This is a genomic window from Pseudomonas sp. GW823-FHT06E10, assembly GCF_058794995.1.
Genome location: NZ_JBXAHJ010000014.1, coordinates 168,850 through 191,982 on the forward strand (window position 1 = coordinate 168,850; position 23,133 = coordinate 191,982).

19 protein-coding genes are annotated in these 23,133 nt (G+C 60.8%); 4 read left to right on the forward strand and 15 right to left on the reverse strand.

Annotation, left to right across the window (positions count from 1 at the left end; genetic code table 11):
* Nucleotides 1-9 precede the first annotated feature (9 nt).
* The gene (locus AC1Q6Y_RS21825; protein ID WP_218495486.1) at nt 10-597 is read left to right on the forward strand and encodes a phage tail protein; all 588 of its coding nucleotides are present in this window, start codon (nt 10-12) and stop codon (nt 595-597) included.
* A 54-nt stretch (nt 598-651) separates the two neighbouring features.
* Nucleotides 652-963, forward strand: a complete 312-nt coding sequence (locus AC1Q6Y_RS21830; protein WP_492625144.1) for a DUF6916 family protein — start codon at nt 652-654, stop codon at nt 961-963.
* A gap of 23 nt (nt 964-986) precedes the next feature.
* Here the strand turns inward: AC1Q6Y_RS21830 and AC1Q6Y_RS21835 are convergent, their stop codons facing one another.
* The 8 genes from AC1Q6Y_RS21835 to AC1Q6Y_RS21870 all read right to left on the reverse strand — a co-directional run bounded on the left by AC1Q6Y_RS21835 (nt 987) and on the right by AC1Q6Y_RS21870 (nt 11,126).
* Entirely contained in the window at nt 987-1,484 is a 498-nt protein-coding gene (locus AC1Q6Y_RS21835) for a GNAT family N-acetyltransferase (protein WP_057712538.1), read from the reverse strand.
* Nucleotides 1,485-1,495: 11 nt separating this feature from the next.
* Entirely contained in the window at nt 1,496-3,592 is a 2,097-nt protein-coding gene (locus tag AC1Q6Y_RS21840; protein WP_492625145.1) for an efflux RND transporter periplasmic adaptor subunit, read from the reverse strand.
* Entirely contained in the window at nt 3,593-4,912 is a 1,320-nt protein-coding gene (locus AC1Q6Y_RS21845) for an efflux RND transporter periplasmic adaptor subunit (RefSeq protein WP_057712540.1), read from the reverse strand.
* The gene (locus AC1Q6Y_RS21850; RefSeq protein WP_090452395.1) at nt 4,909-5,688 is read right to left on the reverse strand and encodes an efflux RND transporter periplasmic adaptor subunit; all 780 of its coding nucleotides are present in this window, start codon (nt 5,686-5,688) and stop codon (nt 4,909-4,911) included. Before AC1Q6Y_RS21850 ends, AC1Q6Y_RS21845 begins: the two co-directional genes overlap by 4 nt.
* A 79-nt stretch (nt 5,689-5,767) precedes the next feature.
* The gene (locus AC1Q6Y_RS21855) at nt 5,768-7,345 is read right to left on the reverse strand and encodes an efflux transporter outer membrane subunit (protein WP_492625146.1); all 1,578 of its coding nucleotides are present in this window, start codon (nt 7,343-7,345) and stop codon (nt 5,768-5,770) included.
* Nucleotides 7,342-8,406, reverse strand: a complete 1,065-nt coding sequence (locus AC1Q6Y_RS21860) for an HlyD family secretion protein (protein WP_492625147.1) — start codon at nt 8,404-8,406, stop codon at nt 7,342-7,344. Before AC1Q6Y_RS21860 ends, AC1Q6Y_RS21855 begins: the two co-directional genes overlap by 4 nt.
* Before the next feature lie 26 nt (nt 8,407-8,432).
* A complete protein-coding gene (locus tag AC1Q6Y_RS21865; RefSeq protein WP_492625148.1) occupies nt 8,433-9,965 on the reverse strand; it encodes an MFS transporter in 1,533 nt (510 codons plus the stop codon).
* 240 nt (nt 9,966-10,205) lie between these two features.
* Entirely contained in the window at nt 10,206-11,126 is a 921-nt protein-coding gene (locus AC1Q6Y_RS21870) for a LysR family transcriptional regulator (RefSeq protein WP_492625149.1), read from the reverse strand.
* A gap of 243 nt (nt 11,127-11,369) precedes the next feature.
* Here AC1Q6Y_RS21870 and AC1Q6Y_RS21875 point away from each other — a divergent pair, with 243 nt between their 5' ends.
* Complete coding sequence (locus AC1Q6Y_RS21875) at nt 11,370-12,350, forward strand: RHS repeat-associated core domain-containing protein (RefSeq protein WP_492625150.1); 981 nt, start codon at nt 11,370-11,372, stop codon at nt 12,348-12,350.
* Nucleotides 12,351-12,401: 51 nt separating this feature from the next.
* Here AC1Q6Y_RS21875 and AC1Q6Y_RS21880 read toward each other — a convergent pair whose 3' ends face one another.
* From AC1Q6Y_RS21880 to AC1Q6Y_RS21910, 7 genes are all read right to left on the reverse strand, one after another.
* On the reverse strand, nt 12,402-13,268 hold the full coding sequence (locus tag AC1Q6Y_RS21880) for an ABC transporter permease (RefSeq protein WP_057712547.1): 867 nt from the start codon (nt 13,266-13,268) through the stop codon (nt 12,402-12,404).
* Nucleotides 13,269-13,289: 21 nt separating this feature from the next.
* Nucleotides 13,290-14,150, reverse strand: coding sequence for an ABC transporter ATP-binding protein (locus AC1Q6Y_RS21885; protein WP_057712548.1), 861 nt, complete (start codon nt 14,148-14,150; stop codon nt 13,290-13,292).
* A gap of 5 nt (nt 14,151-14,155) precedes the next feature.
* The gene (locus tag AC1Q6Y_RS21890) at nt 14,156-15,181 is read right to left on the reverse strand and encodes an ABC transporter substrate-binding protein (RefSeq protein ID WP_090452381.1); all 1,026 of its coding nucleotides are present in this window, start codon (nt 15,179-15,181) and stop codon (nt 14,156-14,158) included.
* An 18-nt stretch (nt 15,182-15,199) separates the two neighbouring features.
* The gene (locus AC1Q6Y_RS21895) at nt 15,200-16,087 is read right to left on the reverse strand and encodes a TauD/TfdA dioxygenase family protein (protein WP_492625151.1); all 888 of its coding nucleotides are present in this window, start codon (nt 16,085-16,087) and stop codon (nt 15,200-15,202) included.
* A 369-nt stretch (nt 16,088-16,456) separates the two neighbouring features.
* Nucleotides 16,457-17,821 carry an HlyD family type I secretion periplasmic adaptor subunit gene (locus tag AC1Q6Y_RS21900; RefSeq protein WP_492625152.1) on the reverse strand — a complete coding sequence of 455 codons (1,365 nt, stop codon included), beginning with the start codon at nt 17,819-17,821 and terminating at the stop codon, nt 16,457-16,459.
* Complete coding sequence (locus AC1Q6Y_RS21905) at nt 17,811-19,967, reverse strand: type I secretion system permease/ATPase (RefSeq protein WP_057712552.1); 2,157 nt, start codon at nt 19,965-19,967, stop codon at nt 17,811-17,813. Before AC1Q6Y_RS21905 ends, AC1Q6Y_RS21900 begins: the two co-directional genes overlap by 11 nt.
* Before the next feature lie 42 nt (nt 19,968-20,009).
* A complete protein-coding gene (locus AC1Q6Y_RS21910) occupies nt 20,010-21,362 on the reverse strand; it encodes a TolC family outer membrane protein (protein ID WP_057712553.1) in 1,353 nt (450 codons plus the stop codon).
* A 361-nt stretch (nt 21,363-21,723) separates the two neighbouring features.
* Here AC1Q6Y_RS21910 and AC1Q6Y_RS21915 point away from each other — a divergent pair.
* Nucleotides 21,724-23,133 (forward strand): retention module-containing protein (locus AC1Q6Y_RS21915; protein WP_492625153.1); only part of this gene is annotated, 1,410 nt, incomplete at its 3' end.

Genomic DNA, 23,133 nt, shown 5'->3' on the forward strand with positions numbered 1-23,133 from the left:
TAAGGATTAATGGAAGTATTTATCGGCACTATCCAGCCTTTCGCCTTTGATTTCGCCCCCCAGAACTGGGCCCTTTGCAATGGCCAGACGTTAAGCATTTCGCAATGGAGTGCATTGTTCTCGCTGATTGGCGTGAACTACGGCGGTAACGGCCAGACCACCTTCATGCTACCCAACCTGCAAGGTCGATTACCGATGGCCCAGGGCACCGGCACCAATCTCAGCACGCGCACCATTGGCGAGATTTCCGGTACCGAAAACGTCACCGCGACCATCGGCAACATGCCCAACCACACCCACCAGATGTCCGGACTGACCGCCACCACCACCCTGCAACTGGCCAACCCGCCGAGCAATCCCGTAAACGTGCCAACGGCAACCAACGCCTTCATCGGCGCTTCGAGTGGCGGACCGGGGACGGCGAACATCTACTCCGATCAACAAGGGGCAACGGCGGTGGCGCTCCAGGGCGTGAGCACCACCGTCACCGGAGAGATTGCCTCCACTGGCGGGACCCAGCCCATGAGTGTGATGAACCCGTTCCTGGTCATCAACTTCAGCATCGCCCTGCAAGGGTATTTTCCATCGCGTGGCTGAAGGTTCGCCGGGGGCCGCGCGCCCCCGGCACTGTTCACTTTTCGGAGGCGGATCATGTTGCAAGCGGTTCAAAGTCATCATTTCCAGACCCTGCTGGGCCAGACCGTTGTCCTTCGCCTGCCCGACGGCAGCGAACTGCCGGTGCAGTTCGAACACCTCGAAGAGTCACCCCGCGCCCGCATGCGCAACAGTGAGCGCATGCCATTCAGTGTAGAGTTCAACAGCCTGCTCCCGACCGATTTTGTGGACGGTTTATGCACGCTGCAATTGCCGGAACTGGGCAAAGTGGAAAACATTTTCGTTTCCCGGGTGCCGTCGATGGGACGTGATCCGCAGCGAGGCTACTTCTACATCGCCTTCAACTGACCCTTTTCTGGCTCGCAGTGCCCTCAGCCTTGCGGATACCACACCAGCCTTTGTGCCGCGACGTTGTACTCCTGCACTGCAAAACCCAGCGCCAGGTAATGCTCAAGCGCATGGGGATTGCTGGCCCAGACCACCGTCGCCACCGGGCAACGAATCTGTTGGGCGGCCTTCTGCACCCCCTGCAATACCGCCCGCCCATACCCCTGCCCCCGCGCCGCCGGGATAAAGGCCAGATACAGCACGCGAATCTCATTCGGCCCGAAATCAGTGCTCAACGCGCCGATCGCAGTGCCGAGTTTCTCAACCACGTAATGCATGGCATTGGGGAAGTTTTCACCCAGTCCTTGCTCCTGTACCTGGAACTGCTGGGCCACAATCTGCTCGACCACCTCCACGCTGTCGTCGATCCATTGCAGGTCCGGTCGGGCCGATTGATACAGGCGTTGCAAAAAAGGCCCATCGCTGGCTCGCGAAGGCCGCACCACTAAACCTTCGGCTGCCACAGCACTGCTGTTCGCCATCGTCGCACTCCTTAAAAACCGCTTTCCCTGACCCCCAGCGCCGCCATGCGTCGCCAGGCGACCCCCAATAACGACTCGCCGCTGCCCTGCAACACCACCACGCCGCGCAACGGCTGCACCGGCGTCGGCGCCGGTTCGAGGGTACTCAATCGCGCGCCATACTGCGCCTGTACCGGCTCGGCTCGTTGATACTGATCGCGACGCACGGCAATCGGTCCGTGGTGATCGGAGGTCAGTGCCTCCTGATCGACAAACGCCACGCCGTTGGTGTCGATTTCGCTCAGTTGCACTGCAATCGCCGGATGCATCGGATCATCGGCGATAAACCGTCCAGTGGCGCCCGGTGCCACGCGCCAGAGTTCTGCCTCGGCCAGATAGCCACGCAAGCGCACGCCGTCCTCGACCACCCGCGCCAGCGGCTCCCGGGTCGACAGCCAGCGCCCCACCGCCCATTGCGGCAGCAGATCTCGCACGGTGCCGGCATGGGGGGCGCGCAATAGCAATCGCTCGCGCTGAGCCGCCAGCCCCCGGTACTCGGCGACCGCTTCGGCCAGGCGCTGCTCGACGATTGAGGCATCGGAGGCCGTTTCGCTGCGGCTGGCCTGACGGCGCATTTGCAATTGCTGAATCTCGATTTCCCGGCGCGCAATGGTCTGGCGCGAATCGAGATCCGGGGACTCCAGTTCGATCAGGACATCACCCTGCGCCACCGACTGCCCGTCATGCACCTTCACGGCTTTGATCCGTGCCGCCACCGGCGCATGCAAGGTGTTGACCCGGCCCGCTTCCAGCATGGCCGGCACCTCGACGGCACTGCGCCACGGCAGGATGAGCACCAGCAACAGCCCGAGCAATGCCAGGCTGCTGAGCAGCACCCGCGGTCCATGCGCCTGCTCGCGGCGGCCCCACCACTGGTGCCATTCACTCATGATGGGCAGAAAGATGAACCAGACCAGCTCCACCAGCATCAGGAAAATCCCCAACACCTTGAAGAACAGGTGATAGACCGCCAGAGCGATCCCGAAAAACAATGCCGCGCGCCATAACCACGAGCCATACCCCCAGATCAGCAAACGCCGTTGCATTGTCGGCGACCAAGGCTCCGGCGCCGCTGCGCCGTAGCCGAACAAAAACTCGCGCAGGCGCCAGCGGCACAGGGCAAACGCCCGACCTTGCAGGTTATCGACCTGCCAGAAATCGCTGAGCAAAAAATAACCGTCAAAACGCATGAATGGGTTGAGATTGACCACCAGTGTGGTGATCCAGGTAGCACTGGCGAGCATGAACGCGGCGGTACGGGCGGGACCGTCGGGCAGCAACGACCAGGCCAGCAAGGCAATGCACGCCAACAGCAACTCCGCCAGCACGCCGCCAGCGCCAATCAGCAATCGGGCCTTGCGATCATTGACCCGCCAGGCATCGCTGACATCGGTATAGAACATCGGCAGCAGCACCATGAACGCCACGCCCATGCTCTGTACCCGGCACCCGGCGCGCTTGGCCATGAACGCGTGACCGAATTCGTGGCAGAGCTTGGCGAAGAACAGGGCCACGCCAAACGCCACTGCACCGCCAAGGCTGAACAGATGCGGAAACGTCGCGATAAATCGCTGCCAGTCCCGTGACACCAGAAACACCCCCACCCCCAGCACGGCGGGTAATCCGTAGCGCAGCGCTCGCGGACCGAAGCGCTCCAGCCAAGGCCAGACACGGTTGAGAAAACGCTCAGGGCGCCACAACGGAATTCGAAAAAACAGGTACTGATGCAGCAACACTTGCCACAGGCTCCGGCGCTGGGCATCCGCTTTAACGCTGTAGCTGGCACGCTGCTGGGGGTCGAGGGCGGTAATCAGGTCGTGGCTGCGCAAAAAAACCAGCAATTGCTCCAGATCCGTACCGTCCAGCGCCAGTCCCGGCTCACGATTGGCCGCTTGCAGGACCTGCTCGGGTTCACCCAGCGACCAGTGACGTAACAAACGCATCGCCGTCGTACCGAGCTTGAAGTAACGCCCCCGCACCGGGTCGGCCAGCGTCCAGCTGGGCGCACCGTCCAGCGCCGGCGCTGCCGGGGACAGTTGCAGGTCGGCACGCAGGCCCGGCAGGCTCATTTACAAGCCCACGCTCTGACGCAAACCGGCCAACGGTCGACGCAGCAGGTACAACCCCAGCGGCGCCCGGTCACCGAAGATTTTCGCCGTGCCGCGCAATCCGATGCGCGGGGGTGGCGCGTCGAAATTCGCATCCAGCCGATAAGCCAATTGCCCGCCCGCCGTAGGTTGCGCTTCATAAGCCGAACGTTCGAGTCTGGCCAGATGCCGTTGCAGCGGGTCACTGTCGAGAAACAAGGCGACTTCAGCGCCGGGCTCCAGGGATATCGCGTCCCCCACAGCCAGCTCGATACGCAATTGCGCCTGGGTCGGATCGGCGATCTCCATCAGCCGCTCGCCGGTCTGCACCGGCTTGCCGGTCCAGCGTTCGGCATCGGCAAACACCGCAATACCATCGCGCTCGGCGCGCACTTCGCTGCGCTTGAGCAGTTCACGGGCGTAGTCGCGCTCGGCGCGTTTCTGTTCAACCCGGGCGGCCAGCAAATCCAGTTTCGAACTGGACTCGGCATCGGCGAACGAACGCTGAGAGTTGGCCTTGAGTTCCGCCTCGGCAACCCCGAGGGCGCGTTCGGCGACATCGGCCTGAGCCTTGAGCGTGGTGCTTTCGAAGCGCAGCAGCAATTCGCCGGTCTTCACCGTCTGATTGGGCTTGACCAGGAACTCGGCAATGACACCGTCCAGCGGTGCCGCCACCACCCGACCGCCCAGCGGCACCACTTCAGCCGGTGCCAATACGGACTGGCGCACCGGGATCAACAGCCCGAGCAATAGCACTGCAACCAGCAAGCCCCGGCGTTTGCGGGTCCAACGCAGACGCCAGGGCTTGCGCGGTTGCAACGCCTGCCAGGCGTGGCTGTAGGTATCACCCAGTTGCGCCAGCAGCACCTGTTCGGCAGGGTTCCACGCAACGTCCCGGGCCAGCCACAACCCACCGAACACCTTGCCCTGACGATCGACCAGCGGCAGCCAGAACACCTGCGCCGCCGACAGGCTTTGCCATTCAGCCCGCAGCGACTCACCGAGGACATCGGCGGCAACGACCCGCGCCTGCTGCAATTGTTCGCGTTTGAACAACTGAGCCACCGCCTGCTCGACGAACGCTACAAAGGGTGAGTTCGGCTCCACCGTACTGACACCGGTCACGGCCTGCACCTTCCCGGCGATTAACAGTGCCGCATGGCGAAAGCCAAACAATGCCTGTCCATCATTGACCAGGCTGTAGGCCAATTGGGCGGACGTTTGGGCTGCGCGGGTCTGGCGCTCAAGATCAAGAAAACGTGCGAATACCTGTTCGGCACCGCCGCTCACCGGCGCGTTCACTTGAACTCCGCGAAATGCGCAGTGCCGCTCATGCCCGCCAGCAACCCGCTGGCGTCGGGCACGCTGGCCACCAGCAGCAGGGTCTGGCTGCCTTCATCGATTCGTGCGCCCAGGCGTTTGACTGTCGCATCCAGCGGCTTGCCGGTTTCATCGGGGACAAAACTGAAGGTCTGGCCGGGCTTGAGTCGGGCCATCCAGCGCGAGGGCACCAGCAAATGGATTTCCAGGGTGCGATTATCGACCACGTCCAGCAAGGGTGCGCCGGCAGGTACGCTTTCATAGCGCTGCACCTTGCGCTCGACGACCTGGCCATCGAACGGCGCCTGCACGCTGCAACGCTTGACCTGCACTTGATACACCTGGGACTGCGCCTGGGTTTCGCTGACCTTGGCCTCGGCACGTGCCACTTCGAAACGCCCGACCGAATTCAGCGCGGCCAGTCGCCGGTTGTGCGCCAGTTCTTCACCCGCGCCACGGCTGGCCGCTTGAGCGGCATTGAGCTGCGCCTGATAGGCCGAGCAATCGAACCGCGCCAGGGTATCGCCCTTCTTGAACGATTCCCCCTCGCTGAACGGCAACTCGACAATCCGCCCAGGGACCTCACTGGCCAGTACGGCCTGGTCCCGGGCCCGCAGTACACCGCGGGCCTCGGTGCTGGTCGCAGTACTGGCGCCTGCATCCATTTGCGCAAGCGGGTCGTCTGCCCCAGGCGTTTGCGCCTGGACAGCGCTCGCGACGAGGACCGATCCCAACCCCAACACACAGAAAATCCGCATGACCGCACTCCCTTTCGGATCAACCGAGTCTACGGCAGCGGTGACTAGCGTCAAGCAGATGGCCATCATTGCCTGCGTATTAACGCTGCGCCGTCACGGCCAACGGATACACCGACTCCCAACCCCCACCCAACGCCTTGTACAACCCGACGGCCGCCAGCGACACGCCGGTCGAGCTCTCGACCCACTGCTCCTGCGTCGCCAGCAACGCTCCTTGCACGGTGAGCACCGTGACGAAATCCACCACGCCCTCAACGTACTGCTGTTGCGCGGTGTCCAGCGCAATGCGGTTCTGACGTACGGCTTCGGCCAGACTGTCGCGGCGCAACTGGCTGGCGTTATAGGTGGTCAGTTGATCATCGATTTCATGCCAGGCGCGCAGCACGGTTTGCTGATAGATGATAGCGGCTTCCTGTTGTTGTGCTTCGCGCAACTCGAGCACGCCACGCAAGCGTCCGCCGTCGAACAACGGCAAGCTGAACTGCGGGCCGATCCCGAACGAACGCGAACCCCAGGAGCCGAAATCGCTCAGTTGCATGGCCTGGGAACCGATGTTCCCCGACAGGGTGATTCGCGGATAGAAATCGCCCTTGGCCACGCCAATGCCGGCAGTGGCGGCATGCAGCCGTGCTTCGGCCTGGCGAATGTCCGGCCTGCGTTCAGCCAGTTGCGAGGGCAAGCCAATGGCGACCTGGCGCGGCGTTTGTGGCACCGGTGCGTCTGTGGATAACTCCGCCGTCAATGCCTGGGGCGCTTCGCCCATCAACAGACTCAAGGCGTTGATCAGTTGCCACTGGCGCTGCTCCAGTGCGGGCAGGCGTGATTCGATGGCCGCCACCTGCGCGGCGGCTTCAGCGACATCCAGATCCGTCGCGACGCCGTCGGCCAGGCGCAATTGCGAAAGCTTCAGGCTATGGCGGGCGACGTCGAGGTTCTGTTCGGTGACGAGCCGGGTGTTCTGCGCGCCACGCAGTTGAATGTAGTCCTGGGCGGTTTCGGCCAGCACCGACAACAGCACACCGCGTCGGTCGTTCTCGGCCACTTCAAGGTTGGCGTCGGCGGCTTCGGTTTCCCGACGCACACGCCCCCACAAATCCAGCTCCCAGGACGCGGAAAAACCGGCATCCCACAGGTTGAATGCGGACTGGCCGTTGTGCCCTGACGGGTCGCTCAGGCCTTCACTACTGTTACGTTTTCGGGCGTAACTTCCCGTGGCCGCGGTATTCGGATAGCGGTTGGCGGTGATCACCTGGCGAACGGCACGGCTTTGCTGCAAACGGCTGCTGGCCAGCTTCAGGTCGAGGTTGTCGGTCAGGGCGCGTTGCGTGAGGGCCGAGAGCTTCGGGTCGTTGAACACCTCCCACCAGCGCTCGTTCATCGTTTCGGCGATGGCTTGGCTGGCGGCTGCCTTTGATGGTTTCGACCACTCGGTGATTTGTGTGGGCTGAGGTTTGTGAAAGTCCGGGCCGACGGTGCAGGCGGACAGGCTCAGCATAAGCAAGGCAGAAAAAGTCAGGCGAGGCTGATGACCTCTTCGCGAGCAAGCCCGCTCCCACAATGGACTTTCTGTGGTGCGAAAATCTTGTACTTCGCGCATAACCCTTGTGGGAGCGAGCTTGCTCGCGATGGCGTCCGCACCGTCAACACAGGTTTTCATCGCTGAGTCACCTCACGCGAGACACTACTGCCGGTATCGATGCTCGCCTCCACCGACATCCCCACCCGCAAGCGCTCGGCCAGCGACTGTCCCGGCTCCAGCACGATTTTCACCGGTATCCGCTGTACCACCTTGGTGAAGTTGCCGGTGGCGTTATCCGGTTTGACCGCGGCGAATGTCACCCCGGTGGCCGGTGCAATGCTTTCGACACGACCGTTCAGTGCCGCACCGCCCAGGCTGTCGACGCGCACTTGCACAGCCTGCCCCGGCTGCACATCCGTCAGTTGGGTTTCCTGGAAATTGGCCATCACGTACGCCTGCGCCAGCGGCACCACGGCGAGGATTTTGCTGCCCGGAGTGACGTAGGCGCCGACCCGCACCGCGCGCTCGCCGACCATACCGTCCTGTGGCGCGACGATCCTTGTATAGGACAACTCGTAGCTGGCCATTTCCAGCTTCGCTTGCGCCCGTTTCAGCCCCCCTTCGGCTGCATCGCGCTGGGCCGTGAGGATCTCCACTTGTTTGCGCTCCGCCGCCAGAACCGCCGTGGCATTGGCCAGTCGCGCGGAGGCCTGGTCGATGCGCGTTTGCGCCTGTTGCGCGTTTTGCACCGTGCCGGCGCCCACCCCGGCGAGGTGGTTGTAGCGGTTCAATTCATGCTCGGCAAACGCCATTTCCGCCTTGGCCGAAACCACCGAGGATTGCGCCTGGGCAATCACTGACACCTGGCGCTCGAGGGTCGCCCGGGCGTTTTGCAGTTGCGCCCTGGCCACCAGCGTTTCGGCGTCGGCGGCCTGGGCGGCGGCGCGCAAATCCCGGTCATCGATCAATGCCAGCAATTGCCCGGCCTTGACCTGTTGGTTGTCCTCAACCAGCACTTGCTTGATAAACCCGGCAACCCGCGGCACTACCAGGGTGAAATCCGCCGAGACATAAGCATCATTGGTGTTCTGCTGGGTACGCTTGCCGAACAGGCCGGGCATCGCCAGGTACAGCAACACGCCGACGGCCAATGCGGCGACCACGGCAACCGCGACTTTCTGCTTTGCTTGAGTGTTCATAAAAACCTTCTGTTTCAGTGGAGCAATCAGGTCGGTGCGCGCGGTGGATAAATCCGCGTCGGCAGCCAGAAAATCAGCAGGATCAAGATCACGGCGATACCCGCCATGCACAGGTAAAGATCAGAGGAAGTGAGCACCACCGCTTGCTCATGCAGACGATGAGCGAGGCTTGCGCTGTCGCGCTCGGCCAGCGGCGAGTTGCCGAGGCCGTCGACCAGCATGGTCGAGTGGAAATGCAGGCGTGCCGTGGTCAACGCCTCGATCACCCCGGTGGCGATGACCGCCGACAGGCCTTTGACGGTGTTGAACCAGGCCGATGCGAACGGCCCTTCCATCGGGTTTATGCTGCCGGTGGACAGCATCAGCAGCGGCAACACCGCCATGGGCTGACCGAAAATCTGCAGCCATTGCAGCACATAGAAATCGTCGCGAATCCACGCGGACGTCAATTGCGAGCCGCCGACGCACGACAGCGTCAGCATGCTCAGGCCAATGCCCAACACCCAGCGGCAATCGACCCAGCGAAAGTTGCACAGCGCCGCCACCAACGGCAGCGCAATCAATTGCGGCAGCGCCGCCAGCAGCATGATCGGCGCGGTCTGCACCGGGCGATAACCCTGGACCTGCGCCAGGTAGCTGGACGGAATAATGATCACCGCCTGCAACACCACCAGCACGCCTGCCAGGGTCAGCAGGGCGAAAGACAGGTTACGGATGCCGAGCATCTGCATCTTGAAAAACGGAATCGGCTGCGACCACTCGCCGGTCAAGAACAGCACCAGCAACAACAGCCCGCCGCCGAGCAATCCACAGATCAGGTTCGACTCGAACCAGTCCAGGCGATTGCCCTGCAGGATGCCGATCACCAGCATGCAGATGGCGGGAAAGCCCAGCAGCACACCACGCCAGTTGAAGGACTTGAAGCGCTCCAGGCGGAGGGGGTCCTGGGGTAAGCCATACGCCACTGCGGCCATGGCAATCAGGCAAGGCGCGATGATTTGCCAGAAGGTCCATTGCCAGCCGACATACTCGGTCCACAACCCCGCCAACGGCGTGCCCAGACCCGGGCCGAACGTCGCCGTCAGGGCATAACCGGCCAGGCCATACAACTTCACATTGGCCGGCAGAAAGCGCAGGGCCACGGTCATCAGCATGGGTGGCAATGCACCGCCCGCCAGGCCTTGCAAGGTGCGTAGCAACAACAGACTTTCGTAATTCGGGGCGAAGGGGCACAACACGCCCAGCAGGGTGAACAGGCTGATGGCGCACAGGGTGAAACGCCGCAACGAGAACGTCACCGCACACCACGGCGCGAACGCCATGGCCGCCACCGAAGTCGCGGTATAACAGGCGACCAGCCAGGTGCCTTCGTCGTAGCCGATGGCCAACGCACCACGGATATCGGCCAGGGCGACTTTGGTCACCATCTCGTTCAGACCCGACATCAGCACCGCCACCAATACGCCAACCAGGCCGATAATGATCCGCGGGCCGAAGACAGGTGGAGCGGCTGCCGTGCTGGCCGCAGCAACAGGTGCCGTGACCGTAAGGGAAGTCATGTACTGCAAGCTCCGGCGTGGAAAGACCGAAGCATTCTAAGAAGCGTAATGCCTGACGAAAATCAACTTATTGGCAGGTTATAAGTGCGCCAAACGCAACGATACAACCCCTGCCCCCTGTAGGAGCGAGCTTGCTCGCGATGGACGTCAACGATAACGCGTGCTGACTGATTGATCGTGTCGTTCAGACGTTTTTCGCGAGCAAGCTCGCTCCTACAGGGGGGGGGAATTGCGTTCAGGTCAGTCCGGCTGCGCGGCCAGCCAGGTTTCATCGCAGCAGGATTTCAGCGTTTCACGCAGCCAGCGGTGGGCCGGATCCTTGTCGAATCGCGGATGCCAGGCCTGTGTCAGCATCAAGGTCGGCAACGGAATCGGCAGGTCGAACGAGCGCAGCTTCAGTCCGAGCCGCCGCACACTCAGCAAGGCTTCCTTGGGCACCGGCAGAATCAGGTCCGAATCGGGCAAGGCAAACATCGCCGCATGAAAGCTTGGCGCGATCACCGCCACCCGCCGCTCCAGCCCCAGGGCATTGAGCGCGGTATCGATCGGACCTCGGGCAATGCCGCGCCGGGACATGCTGATATGCGAGAACCCCGCGTAACGCTCCGCCGTGATCTCTTCGTCGAACAGCGGATGATCCTCGCGCACCAGGCCGACAAAGTGGGTGGAAAACAGGTTCTGAACCTTCACTTCCGGGGTCAACGGCCGGGTGTTGCTGACGCTCAGATCGATCCGCCCTTCGCGCAACGCCTCATCATCGCCATCGCCTTCCGGGACGAAACGCAATTCGCAGTGCGGCGCCTGCCGGTCAAGGGTGTCGAACAGCTTGCCGCCGTAGACGCCGACAAAGAAGTCGTTGGCCCGAATACTGAAACGCCGCCGCAGCGAACTCAGCTCCACCGCATCGGCCGAACGAAACAGCAAACCGGCCTGTTCCACCACGCTGCGAACCTGTTCGCGCAACTCCAGTGCCTTGGGGGTCGGTACCAGGCCACGGCCGGCACGCACCAGGATCGGATCGCCAATGGCCTCGCGAATGCGCGTCAACGTCCGGCTCATGGCCGCCGGGCTGAGGTTCATCCGCCGCGCCGCGCCCACCACACTGCCCTCGTCGAGCAGGGCGTCGAGGGCGACCAACAGGTTCATGTCTGGGAGTTGCATGGTGAGCACTCGTGTTTGATCTGGACTGATTCAGACGCAATGCTAGCAAACAAACTGCCGAATCATGTGTTGGCAGCACCGACCGCTTTCGCGAGCCTGCTCGCGAAAGCGGTGGAACCGTCACCACATCCATTCGCGCCAGCCCATAGAAACAACTCACACCACTATCAGTTCTGATAGTTCGCAAACCTGGCTCAAGCGAGTAAAACTCAAAGCCTGCCCCGTTTCCGCGAAGATCCCGGCATGAGCCAACCTGCTGATCAAGACAACCGCAGCCGGCCACGCGTAGTACTGCTCGCAACCGACCGCAGCCAATCCATCATTGGCGAAATCGTCGATGGCCAGTCCCAGAGCATCGTCTACTCAGCTTACGGTGAGCAGTCCGCGCAGCAGAAAATCGAGACACGACTTGGGTTCAATGGCCAACTGCGTGAAGCCAACATTGGCTGGTACTTGCTGGGCAACGGCTACCGCGCCTACAACCCACGATTGATGCGTTTTCACAGTCCGGACAGTTGGAGTCCATTTCGTGGGGGTGGGTTGAATGCGTATATGTATTGCGTGGGGGATCCGGTGAATCGAGTGGATCCGACGGGGCATTTTTGGGAGGTCATCATGCTTTTTGTACGGGAGAACATTAGATACCGAACTCCCCAAAAACTCGCCATTGCCAACGTCAAGGCAAACGCAAGATACAAAGCCATGTCTACTCTTGGCCGAAGCTCACGTCCAGATTCTCCCTCGCCACCGAATCGTCAGGACACCGCTAGGTCTCAGATAGGCGGCTTTATCATGGGAGCGCCTGGCCCTAGAAATCGCGTTCCGTCGCGAGGCGGTGATATCGCGCCCCAAAATGTGGGCGGCTGGGAATCGCAAAATGGAGGGACTCCTTGGCGTGTGAGTCGTACCGCACAAGACGGTCCGTCATTCAAATCACCATCGAGACCAGGACCGAGTAGTTCTGGAGGACCAAGTAATTTTTATGACCAAAAGTATGGCTCATCTTTTAGTAAGTCTAAATCCTCACCTGATGTTGAACTTAAACCATTGTTTGTGCCCGGTAGTAACAATGCTCCCGCGAACAACGCTGCATCGGATGCCTATCGAATACATGCAGCTCACCAAAAGTATCACAACGCGCAATTGCCCGGCCCTCCTCCCTCTTACGCCCAAGTAACGCAAGAAATGGCGATGGAAAATATCAGAAAAGCCGGCAAAAAATAGCGTCTGTCGTCCATCTGCCATAGGGCAATCAAACTCAGACGCTAGCCCTCATTACCGCACCATCCCCCACCGTCTAACCGTCACCCGCTCCAACGAATCAAACACCAGATTCTCCACCAGCAACCCAATCAGAATCACCACCGCCAACCCGGCAAACACCTTGTCGGTGTACAGCTCATTGCGATTCTGAAAGATGTACCACCCCAACCCACCTTTGCCGCTGGTCGCACCAAACACCAACTCGGCAGCAATCAAGGTCCGCCAGGCAAACGCCCAGCCGATTTTCAGCCCGGCGAGGATTGACGGCAGTGCCGCCGGAATCAGGATGAACAGCACGAAGCGCATGCCCTTGAGGCCGTAGTTGCGCCCGGCCATGCGCAGGGTTTCCGAGACGCCGAGGAAGCCAGCGTAGGTGTTCAGCGCCAACGCCCAGAGCACCGAATGCACCAGCACGAAAATCAGGCTGTTCTGGCCTAATCCAAACCAGAGCAGCGCCAACGGCAGCAGGGCTATGGCCGGCAAGGGATTGAACATCGAGGTCAGGGTACTGAGCAGATCACGACCGAATTGCGTCGACACCGCCAGCGTGGTCAGGGCAAACGCCAGGACGATGCCGATCAGGTAGCCCTTGAGCAACACCACCAAAGAAATCCACACCTTGCCCAGCAACTCGCCGCTGAGCAGGCCGTCGTAAAGCGCGTGAGCGGTTTGCACAAAACTCGGCAGCAGCAGGTCGTTGTTTTGATAACGGGCAACCGCTTCCCATAGCACGGCAAGCAAAATCAGGATCAGGCTTTTACGTAGCCAGCCCTGTTGCCACAGGCGTTGGCCGAGGGGCAGTTCGCGCTCCAGCGGCACGCTGGTCAGTGGCGGCAATACGGTTTCGAATTCTTCACGCGGGGATGATAAATGGCTCATCGGGCCCTCCTTTCAACTGGCTCAATAAGCGATGCGGATGTCAGCGAAATCCAGTTCATGCTCGGCTTGCGGTGATTGACCTTCGTCGAACAACAGTCGATGAATACGTCGCGCCGATTCCTGAAACGCCACACCGCCGAGGCTGTGCAAATCGTATTGGTGGCTGTGGACTTCCGCTCTCACCCGTCCCGGATGGGGTGACAGCAACAGAATGCGATTGCCCACCACCAGTGCCTCTTCGATGGAGTGCGTGACGAACAGCAGGGTGAAACGCACCTCCTCCCAGAGCAGCAGCAATTCTTCCTGCATCTTGCGCCGGGTCAGGGCATCGAGCGCAGCAAAGGGTTCGTCCATCAACAGGATTTTCGGCTGCATCGCCAGCGCCCGAGCGATGGCAACCCGTGCCTTCATCCCGCCTGACAAGGTGTGCGGATAAGCATCGGCAAACGCCGCCAGGCCGACCTTTTCCAGATAGTGCAGCGCTCGCTCTTCGGCCTCCCTGCGCTTGAGGGTTTTCGAAGCCAGAAGCGGAAACATCACGTTCTGTTTGACGGTTTTCCACGGCGGCAGTTGATCGAACTCCTGAAACACCACGATCCGGTCCGGTCCCGGCGCATCGACGCGCTGACCTTGCAGACGGATCTCGCCTTCCACTGGCTGGATGAAGCCGGCGGCGGCTTTGAGCAAGGTCGACTTGCCGCATCCGGACGGACCGAGCAGGACAAAGCGGTCTGCCGGATCGATCTCGAAACTGACTTGATGGGTCGCCCGCACCACGCGCTGCGGAGTGCGGTATTCGAGGCTGACGTTATCGACCGACAGCAGCGCCTGGGCTGCCGCGATCGGTTTGCTGACCGTGTGGCCTTGCAAAGGAGCGTTCATTTCGGTCAGCTCCCTTGCAGTGGTTTGGTGTCCTGGAAGAAGTAGTCCTTCCACGAATCCGGTTTGTTTTTGATCGCGCCAACGCGGTACAGGAACTCGGCCAACGGGTAGGTATTTTTCGGCGTGACGCTGAACTCGAACTGCGGGTTGTCGATGATTTTCAGCAACGCCGCACGATCGATTTTGGCCTTCGTAACGCGGATGTAAGTGTCCGCCGCTGCGCCTTTGTCGTTCTGGGCAAACGTGGCCGCTTCGGTCAGCGCGTCAATGAATGCCTTGTAGGTTTTCGGGTTCTCATTGCGGAATTTCTCGGTGGCGAACAGCACCGTCGGCGAGTTCGGACCGAGCAGGTCATAGGTGTTCAGTACCACGTGCACGTTGGGATTTTCCAGCGCCTGATCCTGGAACGGCGGGTTGGAAAAGTGCCCGGTCAACTCGGTTCCGCCAGCGATCAGCGCAGCCGTGGCATCAGGATGTGGAACAGCGATGGTGTACTTGTCGAGGCGATTGAAGTCCTTGTCACCCCACTGTTTGGCCGCCGCGTATTGCAGGAAGCGCGACTGCACCGACACGCCCACCGCCGGCACTGCGATTCGGTCTTTCTCGGTGAAGTCGGCAATGGTTTTGACCTTGGGATTATTGCTCACCAGGTAGTACGGGAAGTTGCCCAGAGAAGCCACGGCCTTGACGTTCTGCTTGCCGTGGGTGCGATCCCAGATGGTCAGCAGCGGGCCAACACCAGCGCCGGCAATGTCGATAGAGCCCGACAGCAACGCGTCGTTGACCGCTGCACCGCCGGAGAGCTGGGTCCAGTCGACCTTGATGTCGATGCCTTCCTGCTTGCCGTACTTCTCGATCAGGTTCTGATCGCGCACCACGTTCAGCAGCAAGTAAACGATGCCGAACTGTTCGGCAATGCGGATTTCACCTTCGGCGTGGGCCACGGTCGGTGCCACCAGGCTGCCGGCGATCAGGCTGAAACCCAGACCGATGGCCGCGGCCAGCGGTGCGAATGGAAGACGTTTGGACATGATCAGATCTCCGACAAATCAGAAAGGCGCGTCGCCCTGGATGGTGGTGCGATATAGCTTGCGGCGCAGATGGCTGGGGCATCCGGCGGCGAGGTGGATCAGCGAACGGTTGTCCCAGAACACCAGGTCATGGGGCTGCCATTGATGGCGGTAGATGTTTTGCGGCAGCACGCTGTGGGCGTAGAGCTCGGTCAGCAGTTGCTGGCTCTCGTCTTCCGGCAGGCCAACGATGCGAGTGGTGAACCCCTCGCTGACGAACAACGCCTTGCGACCGTTTTCCGGGTGGGTACGCACGACCGGGTGGACGACTTCGGCGACCTGGGCGAGTTGCTCCGGGGTCAGGGTCGGGCGCCAGTTGCCTTCGAATTTGGTCTCGCTGTAACGCGCGGTGTAGGAGTGCGCGGCCGAGCGACCTTCAACGGCATTGCGCAACGCGAGTGGCAGGTTGTTCCAGGCTTTGTGCATGTCGGCGAACAATGTGTCACCGCCTTCTGACGGCAGCTCCTGGGCATGCAGCATCGAGCCCAGGCTCGGCAGTTCTTTGTAGGAGAGATCGGAATGCCAGAACTTGCCGGCGTCACCCAGGCCGATGTTCTGGCCGTTTTCGACGATGTTGGAGACGATCAGGATTTCCGGATGCCCTGCCAGCAGGAACTGCTTGAGCACATGGATCTGCAACACGCCAAAACGACGGCTGAAATCGATCTGTTGCTCAGGGGTTATTCGCTGGTCGCGGAACACCACCACGTGATGATCCAGGTGCGCGCGGTGAATACGGGCGAAGTCCTGATCATTGATCGGGCGGGACAGGTCGAGACCGATGATCTCGACGCCCACCGCTCCGCTGAACGGGCGGACTTCAAAGAATTGTGGCGCGATGCTTGGCGAAGCTGAAGCTGCAGACATAAATCACTCCCACGCACGGCACGCTCAAAGGCGCGCGCGTCGATCAGAAACTCACGGAGGTCCCGTGTTGGTTCGTGTCGTGCGGCGCGCCGATTGGTCGACAGGTACGCAGGAGATTGACTTTATAGATATAAGAATTGAAATTTAAATACCGTTAACGAATAACGATATGGCGATTGCTAAGGGAATGGAGGAATCGTTGTGTGACGTTATTTGTCACTTTCTGACAGGATTGTGGTGTTTTGGCGGACGCTATCGCGAGCAAGCTCGCTCCCACAGGGTCAGAGGAAACACAAAAATTGCGTTTCAACACAGATCCATTGTGGGAGCGAGCTTGCTCGCGATGGGGCCAGTGGCCCCGAAGGTGGATTACCGCTCGTGCAGCGCCTCGGCCCGCGCACGGATGATCGGCTTGAGCAGGTAGCTCAGCACGGTCTTCTTGCCGGTGATGATGTCCACGGAAGCCACCATCCCCGGAATGATCAGCAATGGTTTTTCGTCGGTGCCCAAGTGACTGCGGTCGGTGCGCAGCTTGATGATGTAGTAGGTGGTCTTCTTGTCTTCATCGGTGATGGTGTCGGCACCGATCTGCTCCAGCTTGGCCTTCATCCCGCCGTAGATGGTGTAGTCATAGGCGGTAAATTTCACCGTCGCTTCCTGCCCCGGGTGCAGGAACGCGATGTCCTGCGGGCGGATCTTCGCCTCGACCAGCAAGGTGTCGTCCAGCGGTACGATTTCCACCAGGTCGCTGCCCGGCTGGATAACCCCGCCGATGGTATTGACCAGCAACTTGTTGACGATGCCCCGCACTGGCGAAGTGACCAGCGTCCGGCTGACCCGGTCTTCCAGGGCCTTGCCGGTGGCCTGGGCCTTGTTCAGGTCGGTGCGCGCTTCATTGAGTTGGGTCAGGGCTTCGCTACGGAACTTGCCACGGGTTTCATCGACCTTGCGCTGCACTTCCTTGATTGCCGATTCGGCTCGTGGAATTGCCAGCGTGGTGGCGTCGAGCTGACCACGGGTCTCCGCTTCGGCACGCCTGAGGCGCAGGACTTCCACCGGTGATACCGCGCCTTGGGCCACCAACGGCTCGGACATGCTGATTTCCTGACGCTGGAAGCCCAATTGCTGGCGATACTGCGCCTGTTTGGAGGTGAATTCGCGCAGCTCTTGCTGGCGCTGGATCAGCTGCTCCTGCAAGCCACCAATCTCATCGTGCAACTGTTGGCGACGACTGATATAGAGCGATTCTTCACTCTTGGCCTGACCCGGCACGGCCTTGAGCACATCCTCGGGGAAGTTCAGCGGACGATCTTCGACCTCGGCGCTCAGGCGCTCGACCCGCAGCAGCATCGACAACCGATCGGCCTCGGTTTCACCGACGTTCGAAACAAATCGCGTGTCGTCCAGGCGAATCAGCGGTGCGCCGGCTTCGACAATCTGACCTTCCTTGACGAACAGCTCGGCAACGATACCGCCTTCAAGGTTCTGGATCTTCTGGATCTTCGACGATGGAATCGCCTTGCCGTCGCCCTTGGTCACCTCGTCGATCACGGCGAAGTTGGCCCAGAGCATCAGGAACACAAAGAACGCGATGATCGCCCAGATCGTCAGCCGCACCACGCGGGGCGCATCCTCGATCAGCGCCTTGTTGACCTCCGGCAGCGGCTGCCCCTGAAGTGAAGCAGAGCCTTTGAAGTAGCGACGGATCGAACCCTTACCCAACTTAAGCAACACTGATCTGCCCCTTCTTCAACGCTTCCATCACTGCGGCTTTCGGGCCGTCGGCGAGTATCTGCCCGCGGTCGACCACGATCAGGCGATCCACCAGCGACAACAACGATGCCCGGTGCGTTACCAGCACCATGGTCTTGTTTTCGATCACCGCTGCCAGGCGCTGCTTGAGGCGCTCTTCGCCGGTGTTGTCCATGGCGCTGGTCGGCTCGTCGAGCAGCAGGATCGGCGGGTTGAGCAGTAATGCACGGGCCAGGGCGACGTTTTGCCGTTGACCGCCGGAGAGGTTCTGCCCGCGCTCGCCGACTTGCAGCTCATAACCCTGCGGATGCAGGCGCGCATACTCGTGGACGCCGGCCAGTTCTGCGGCTTGCAGCACCAGTTCGTCCTCGACATACCGCGCACCGGAAACCAGGTTGTCGCGCAAGGTGCCGGCGAGCAACTGAATGTCCTGGGGCACGTAGCCGATGTTGTAGCGCAGCTCGCTGACGTCGATCTGGCGGATATCCACACCATCGACCAACAACGCGCCGTCATCCGGCTGGTACAGCCCCACCAGCAACTTCGCCAGCGAGCTCTTGCCCGAGCCGCTTCGGCCAATGATGCCGACCTTCTCGCCGGGACTGATCGACAGGTTGATGTTCTTCAGCGCCAGATTCTGCTGTTGCGGGTAGGTGAAGTTGAGCTGGCGGCACTCAATGCCACCCTGCAGCACCTTGCGGCTGAGCGGACGCTCTTCGAAATTGCGCTCCTGGGGCAGCTCCATCATCTGGTCGACCGAGGTCATGGTCACCCGCGCCTGCTGATAACGAGTCAGCAACCCGGACAGTGACGCCAGCGGGCTGAGCGCACGACCACTGAGCATGTAGCAGGCAATCAGGCCACCCATGCTCAGGTGACCGTCGATGATCTGGTACACGCCGAAGACGATCATGATCACGCCGGCCAGTTGCTGGATCAGCAAGGTGATATTCATCGCCAGGCCGGAGAGCATTTTCACCCGCAACTCAAGGCGACTGAGGGTGCCGATGGTCTGCTCCCACTGATACTGGCGTTCGCTTTCGGCGTTGTTGACCTTCACCGCATCCAGGCCGGCCAGGGTCTCGATCAGGCTCGACTGACGCTCGGCCCCCAGCGCCATGGTCCGTTCCATGGTCGCCACCAGGGGTTTCTGCAAGGCATAGCCAATGGCCAGGGCGATCGGGAATGCCAGCACCGGTATCCAAACCAGATGCCCGCCAAGGATCGCGATGACGATAAAGATCAGAATTGTGAACGGCAGGTCAATCAGGCTGGTCAGTGTCAGCGAGGCGAGGAAGTCCCGCAGGCTCTGGAACTCATGGATGTTCTGGGCAAAGCTGCCGACCCGCGCCGGCCGGTATTTCATGGCCATGCCAACGATGCGCTCGAACAGCGTGGCCGAGATAATCAGGTCGGTTTTCTTGCCGGCCAGGTCCAGGCACAGGCTACGCAGGCTTTTCAGGATCAGGTCGAACAGGTAGGCGCCCGTGATGCCGAGTGCCAGCACCCAGAGCGTCGCTTCGGCCTGGTTTGGCACGACACGGTCGTAGACGTTCATCACGAACAACGGCGCGGCCATGGCAATGATGTTGATCAGAAAACTGGCGGCGATGGCATCGGCGTACAACCAGCGCGAACGCTTGAGGGTGTCGCGGAACCACGAGCGCGCACGCGGAATCAGCGTGCCGTGATTGACGTCGAACTTGTGCTGCGGCTGGGCGAAAAAGACTTTGCCGGTGTAGTCATCGGCCAACAGGTCACGGCTGACCAGGGACTCACCGCCGTCGCTTTCGCTGAGCAGCACCCGTACCTGATCTTCGCCTTGCCAGCCGAGCAGGACGGCACTTCGACCGTCCCTGAGCAACAACAATGCTGGCATCGCGATCGCCGGAATATCTTCCAGCTTGCGTTGCAGCACCCGACCTTGCAGCCCCGCGCGAGCGGCCGCACGAGGCAGCAACTCGACACTCAAGCGTTGCTCGGGCAGCGGCAGGCCGGTGGTCAGCATTGCCGCGCTGGCAGGTTTCTGGTGCAGCATGCAAAGAGCGAGCAGACCATCCAGCAACGGATCGTCATGCAACGCGCGCGGATCATGGATGAGTTGAACCCGACTGACTTCTGATTCCACGCTCGGCACTCTTGGCTAACAATTGAACAATGAAGGTCCTGCTTAATTCATACCGGGCAATTGGACCTTGGGCTTCATGTCGTTCTGCACAACGGATGCCAATGGTGCGACCACTCCCTGGCTCTTGAGCAATTCGCCCATGGTCGCCTTGATTCGGTACTGAGTAAATAACTGAATGTTCTTGATCTCCGCCAGACGGCGGGAGGAGGAAAACAGTTCGTTCTCACTGTCGAGCAAATCGAGCAGGGTGCGCTCGCCGAGACTGAACTGACGCTGGTAAGCGGTACGCACGGCGGTGCTGTGGTCGACGTATTGCTGAGCGATCGGCACTTGCGCGTTGGCGTTGTTCAGGGCGTTCCAGGCCAGGCCCAGCTCTTCATTCAATTGGCGCAGGGCGTTGTTGCGGATGTCCAGCGCCTGGTTCGACAGGTAGGACTTGGATTCCAGATCGGCCTTGTTGCTGCCGCCGGCATACAGATTGAAGCGCATGCGCAGCATGGCCTGCCATTCGTTGTTGTGGCCGTTCTGACCATCAATGTCGTTGTCCGCGGAGCGACCCAACTCAGCATCGAAGCGCGGGTAGAACGTCGACTTGGCAGTGTCGTACTGCTTCTCGGCAGCGGCGATATCGGATTCGGCCGAACGCAGGATCGGACTGTTTTCCAGCATCTGCGCACGGGCTTCATTCAGGTTGGCCGGCATCAGCGCCATGAAACTCGCCGGGCGTTCCAGTTGATCGGGCATCTGGCCAACAGCGGAGAGGTAGTTGGTTTCGGCGTCTGCCAGGTTGGTCTGCTCGGTGATCAGGTTGTTGCGCGCCTGGGCCATCCGCGCCTCCGCCTGATCAAGGTCGGCGCCACTGCCGACGCCACGCTGGGTGCGCAGTTGGATCTGGTCGTAAATGCGCTGGTGGCTCTTGAGGTTGTCCTCGGCCAGACGTACGAATTCGCGACGAGTCAGCACGTCGAGATAGACCTGAGCCACGGTCAGCCCGGTACGCTCGGAAGTACTCAGCAGCGAGTAGGCGCGGGAGTTGACAGTGGCTTGTTGACGCCCTACTTCGCTGGACGTCGCAAAACCGTCAAAAACCATTTGGGTCAGACGTAAATTTGACTCACTGCGATTCAGGGTTTGCCAGTGATTGTTGCTGCCGTCCGTTCGCGTCGTCACGCTATCGGTGCCTTCACGACCATAACCGCCCAGCAGGTCGACCCGTGGCAAATATCCACCTTTTGCAGCCTTCAACTGATAATCCGCAGCCAACCGACTGTTGACACCCGCCTGAACTTCCGGATGGACATCCAGCGCTTGTTGCATGGCTTCTGGTAAGGACTGCGCCTGCACAAAAGACGCGGCGAGGACGAAAGGTATTGCCATGAACAAAGGCGAACGCATTGTAGGAATTTCCCAGAACTTCTTGTCTTGAATCACAGCAAAAGAACGCGCTGCGTCGAAAGATGGCAAGCGGAATGACCGTATGTCGGAAAGTTCAAAAAGCGGAACTGGATCACATACCGAGGACGAGTCACAGCTGAAATATCAATGTGACATTACTGGGACGATTGTTTAGGATGGCTCGAAGAAGGTCAATAGTTTGGCATAAAGTTAATAATGAAAAAATATAGCCAATATATTGACGATTTGATGCGTCAAATTTGTGCATCTATTTTGCAATGTACGTCCAGACTGGTCGGCACAGACAAATGCCATCAGGTCCATGGAAGTCAACTGAACGTGACAACCCGGAGAGTCTTCAATGAGCAGTGTTGTTGCCATCATCAAAAGCATTGTTGGTCAGGTTTTCGTGGTGTCCCCCGAGGGCATCCGCCGCGTTCTCGTTGAAGGCGACAAACTGTTTGCCGGCGACCAGATCGACACTGGCCTTTCCGGCGCCGTGTCCCTGGAACTGGCCGATGGCCGCACCCTGGATCTGGGTCGTGACACCCAGTGGAGCGCTGACGCTCCAGACTCCAGCACTGACCTGGCAGCCGCCACCGCGCAAGCCGCGCCTTCGGTAGAAGAGCTGCAACAGGCCATTGCTGCCGGTGCCGACCCGACAAAAGACCTTGAAGCCACCGCTGCCGGCCCGGTTGCCGCAAGTTCTGGCGGTACCGTCGGTGGTGGTCATAGCTCCGTGATGCTCGACGCCACCGCTGGCCGCGTCGATCCGACCATCGGCTTCCCGACTGCGGGTATCAACACTGCCGGGCAAACGACTCTGGAAATCCCGGGTGACCAGGCCACCAACGCCAACATCAACGCTAATACCAACGCCAATACCCCGAGTGAGTCAGCCCTCAGCCTCAGTGCCACGCCGACCATCACCGAGGCCGGTGGCGTGCTGGTGTACACCGCGACCCTGACCCAGGCACCACTGACCGACCTGACTGTCACGCTGTCCAACGGCGCCGTGATCGTGATTCCCGCAGGCGCGACCACCGGCACCGTCAACGTGCCATTGGCTGCGAACGACACTGTCTATAACGACGCGACCCAGATCGATGTAACTGTCACCGGCACCAGCGGCGGCAGCGGCATCACTGTGACGCCGCCGACGACCCCGGCCGTGACCCAGGTCACCGATACCCTCGACACCACCACGGTCACCCTGACGGCCGGTAGCACCGTCACCGAAGGCGGCCAGATCACCTACACCGCGACCCTGACCAATCCAGCACAGACGCCAGTAACCGTCACTCTGTCCAACGGCTCGACCATCACCATCGCCGCCGGCCAGACCAGCGGCTCCGTGAACGTGCCGACCTCGGCCAATGACGTCTTTAACAACGGCAGCACCGTCAGCACCACGATCACCGGCACCACCGGCGGCAACTTCGAAAACCTGGTGCCGAACACCACGCCAGCCGTGACCACCATTACCGATTCCGTGGACAACACCGGCCTGACCCTCACCGCCACCGGCAACATCACCGAAGGCGGTCAGATCACCTACACCGCGACCCTGAGCAACCCGGCCGGCACGCCGATGATCGTGACCTTGAGCAACGGCTCGGTCATTACCATCGACGCGGGCCAGACCAGCGGCAGCGTGAACGTCCCGACTGCGGCCAATGATGTTTATGTCAACGGCAGCACCGTCAGCACCACGATCACCGGCACCACCGGCGGCAACTTCGAGAGCCTGGTGCCGAACACCACACCAGCC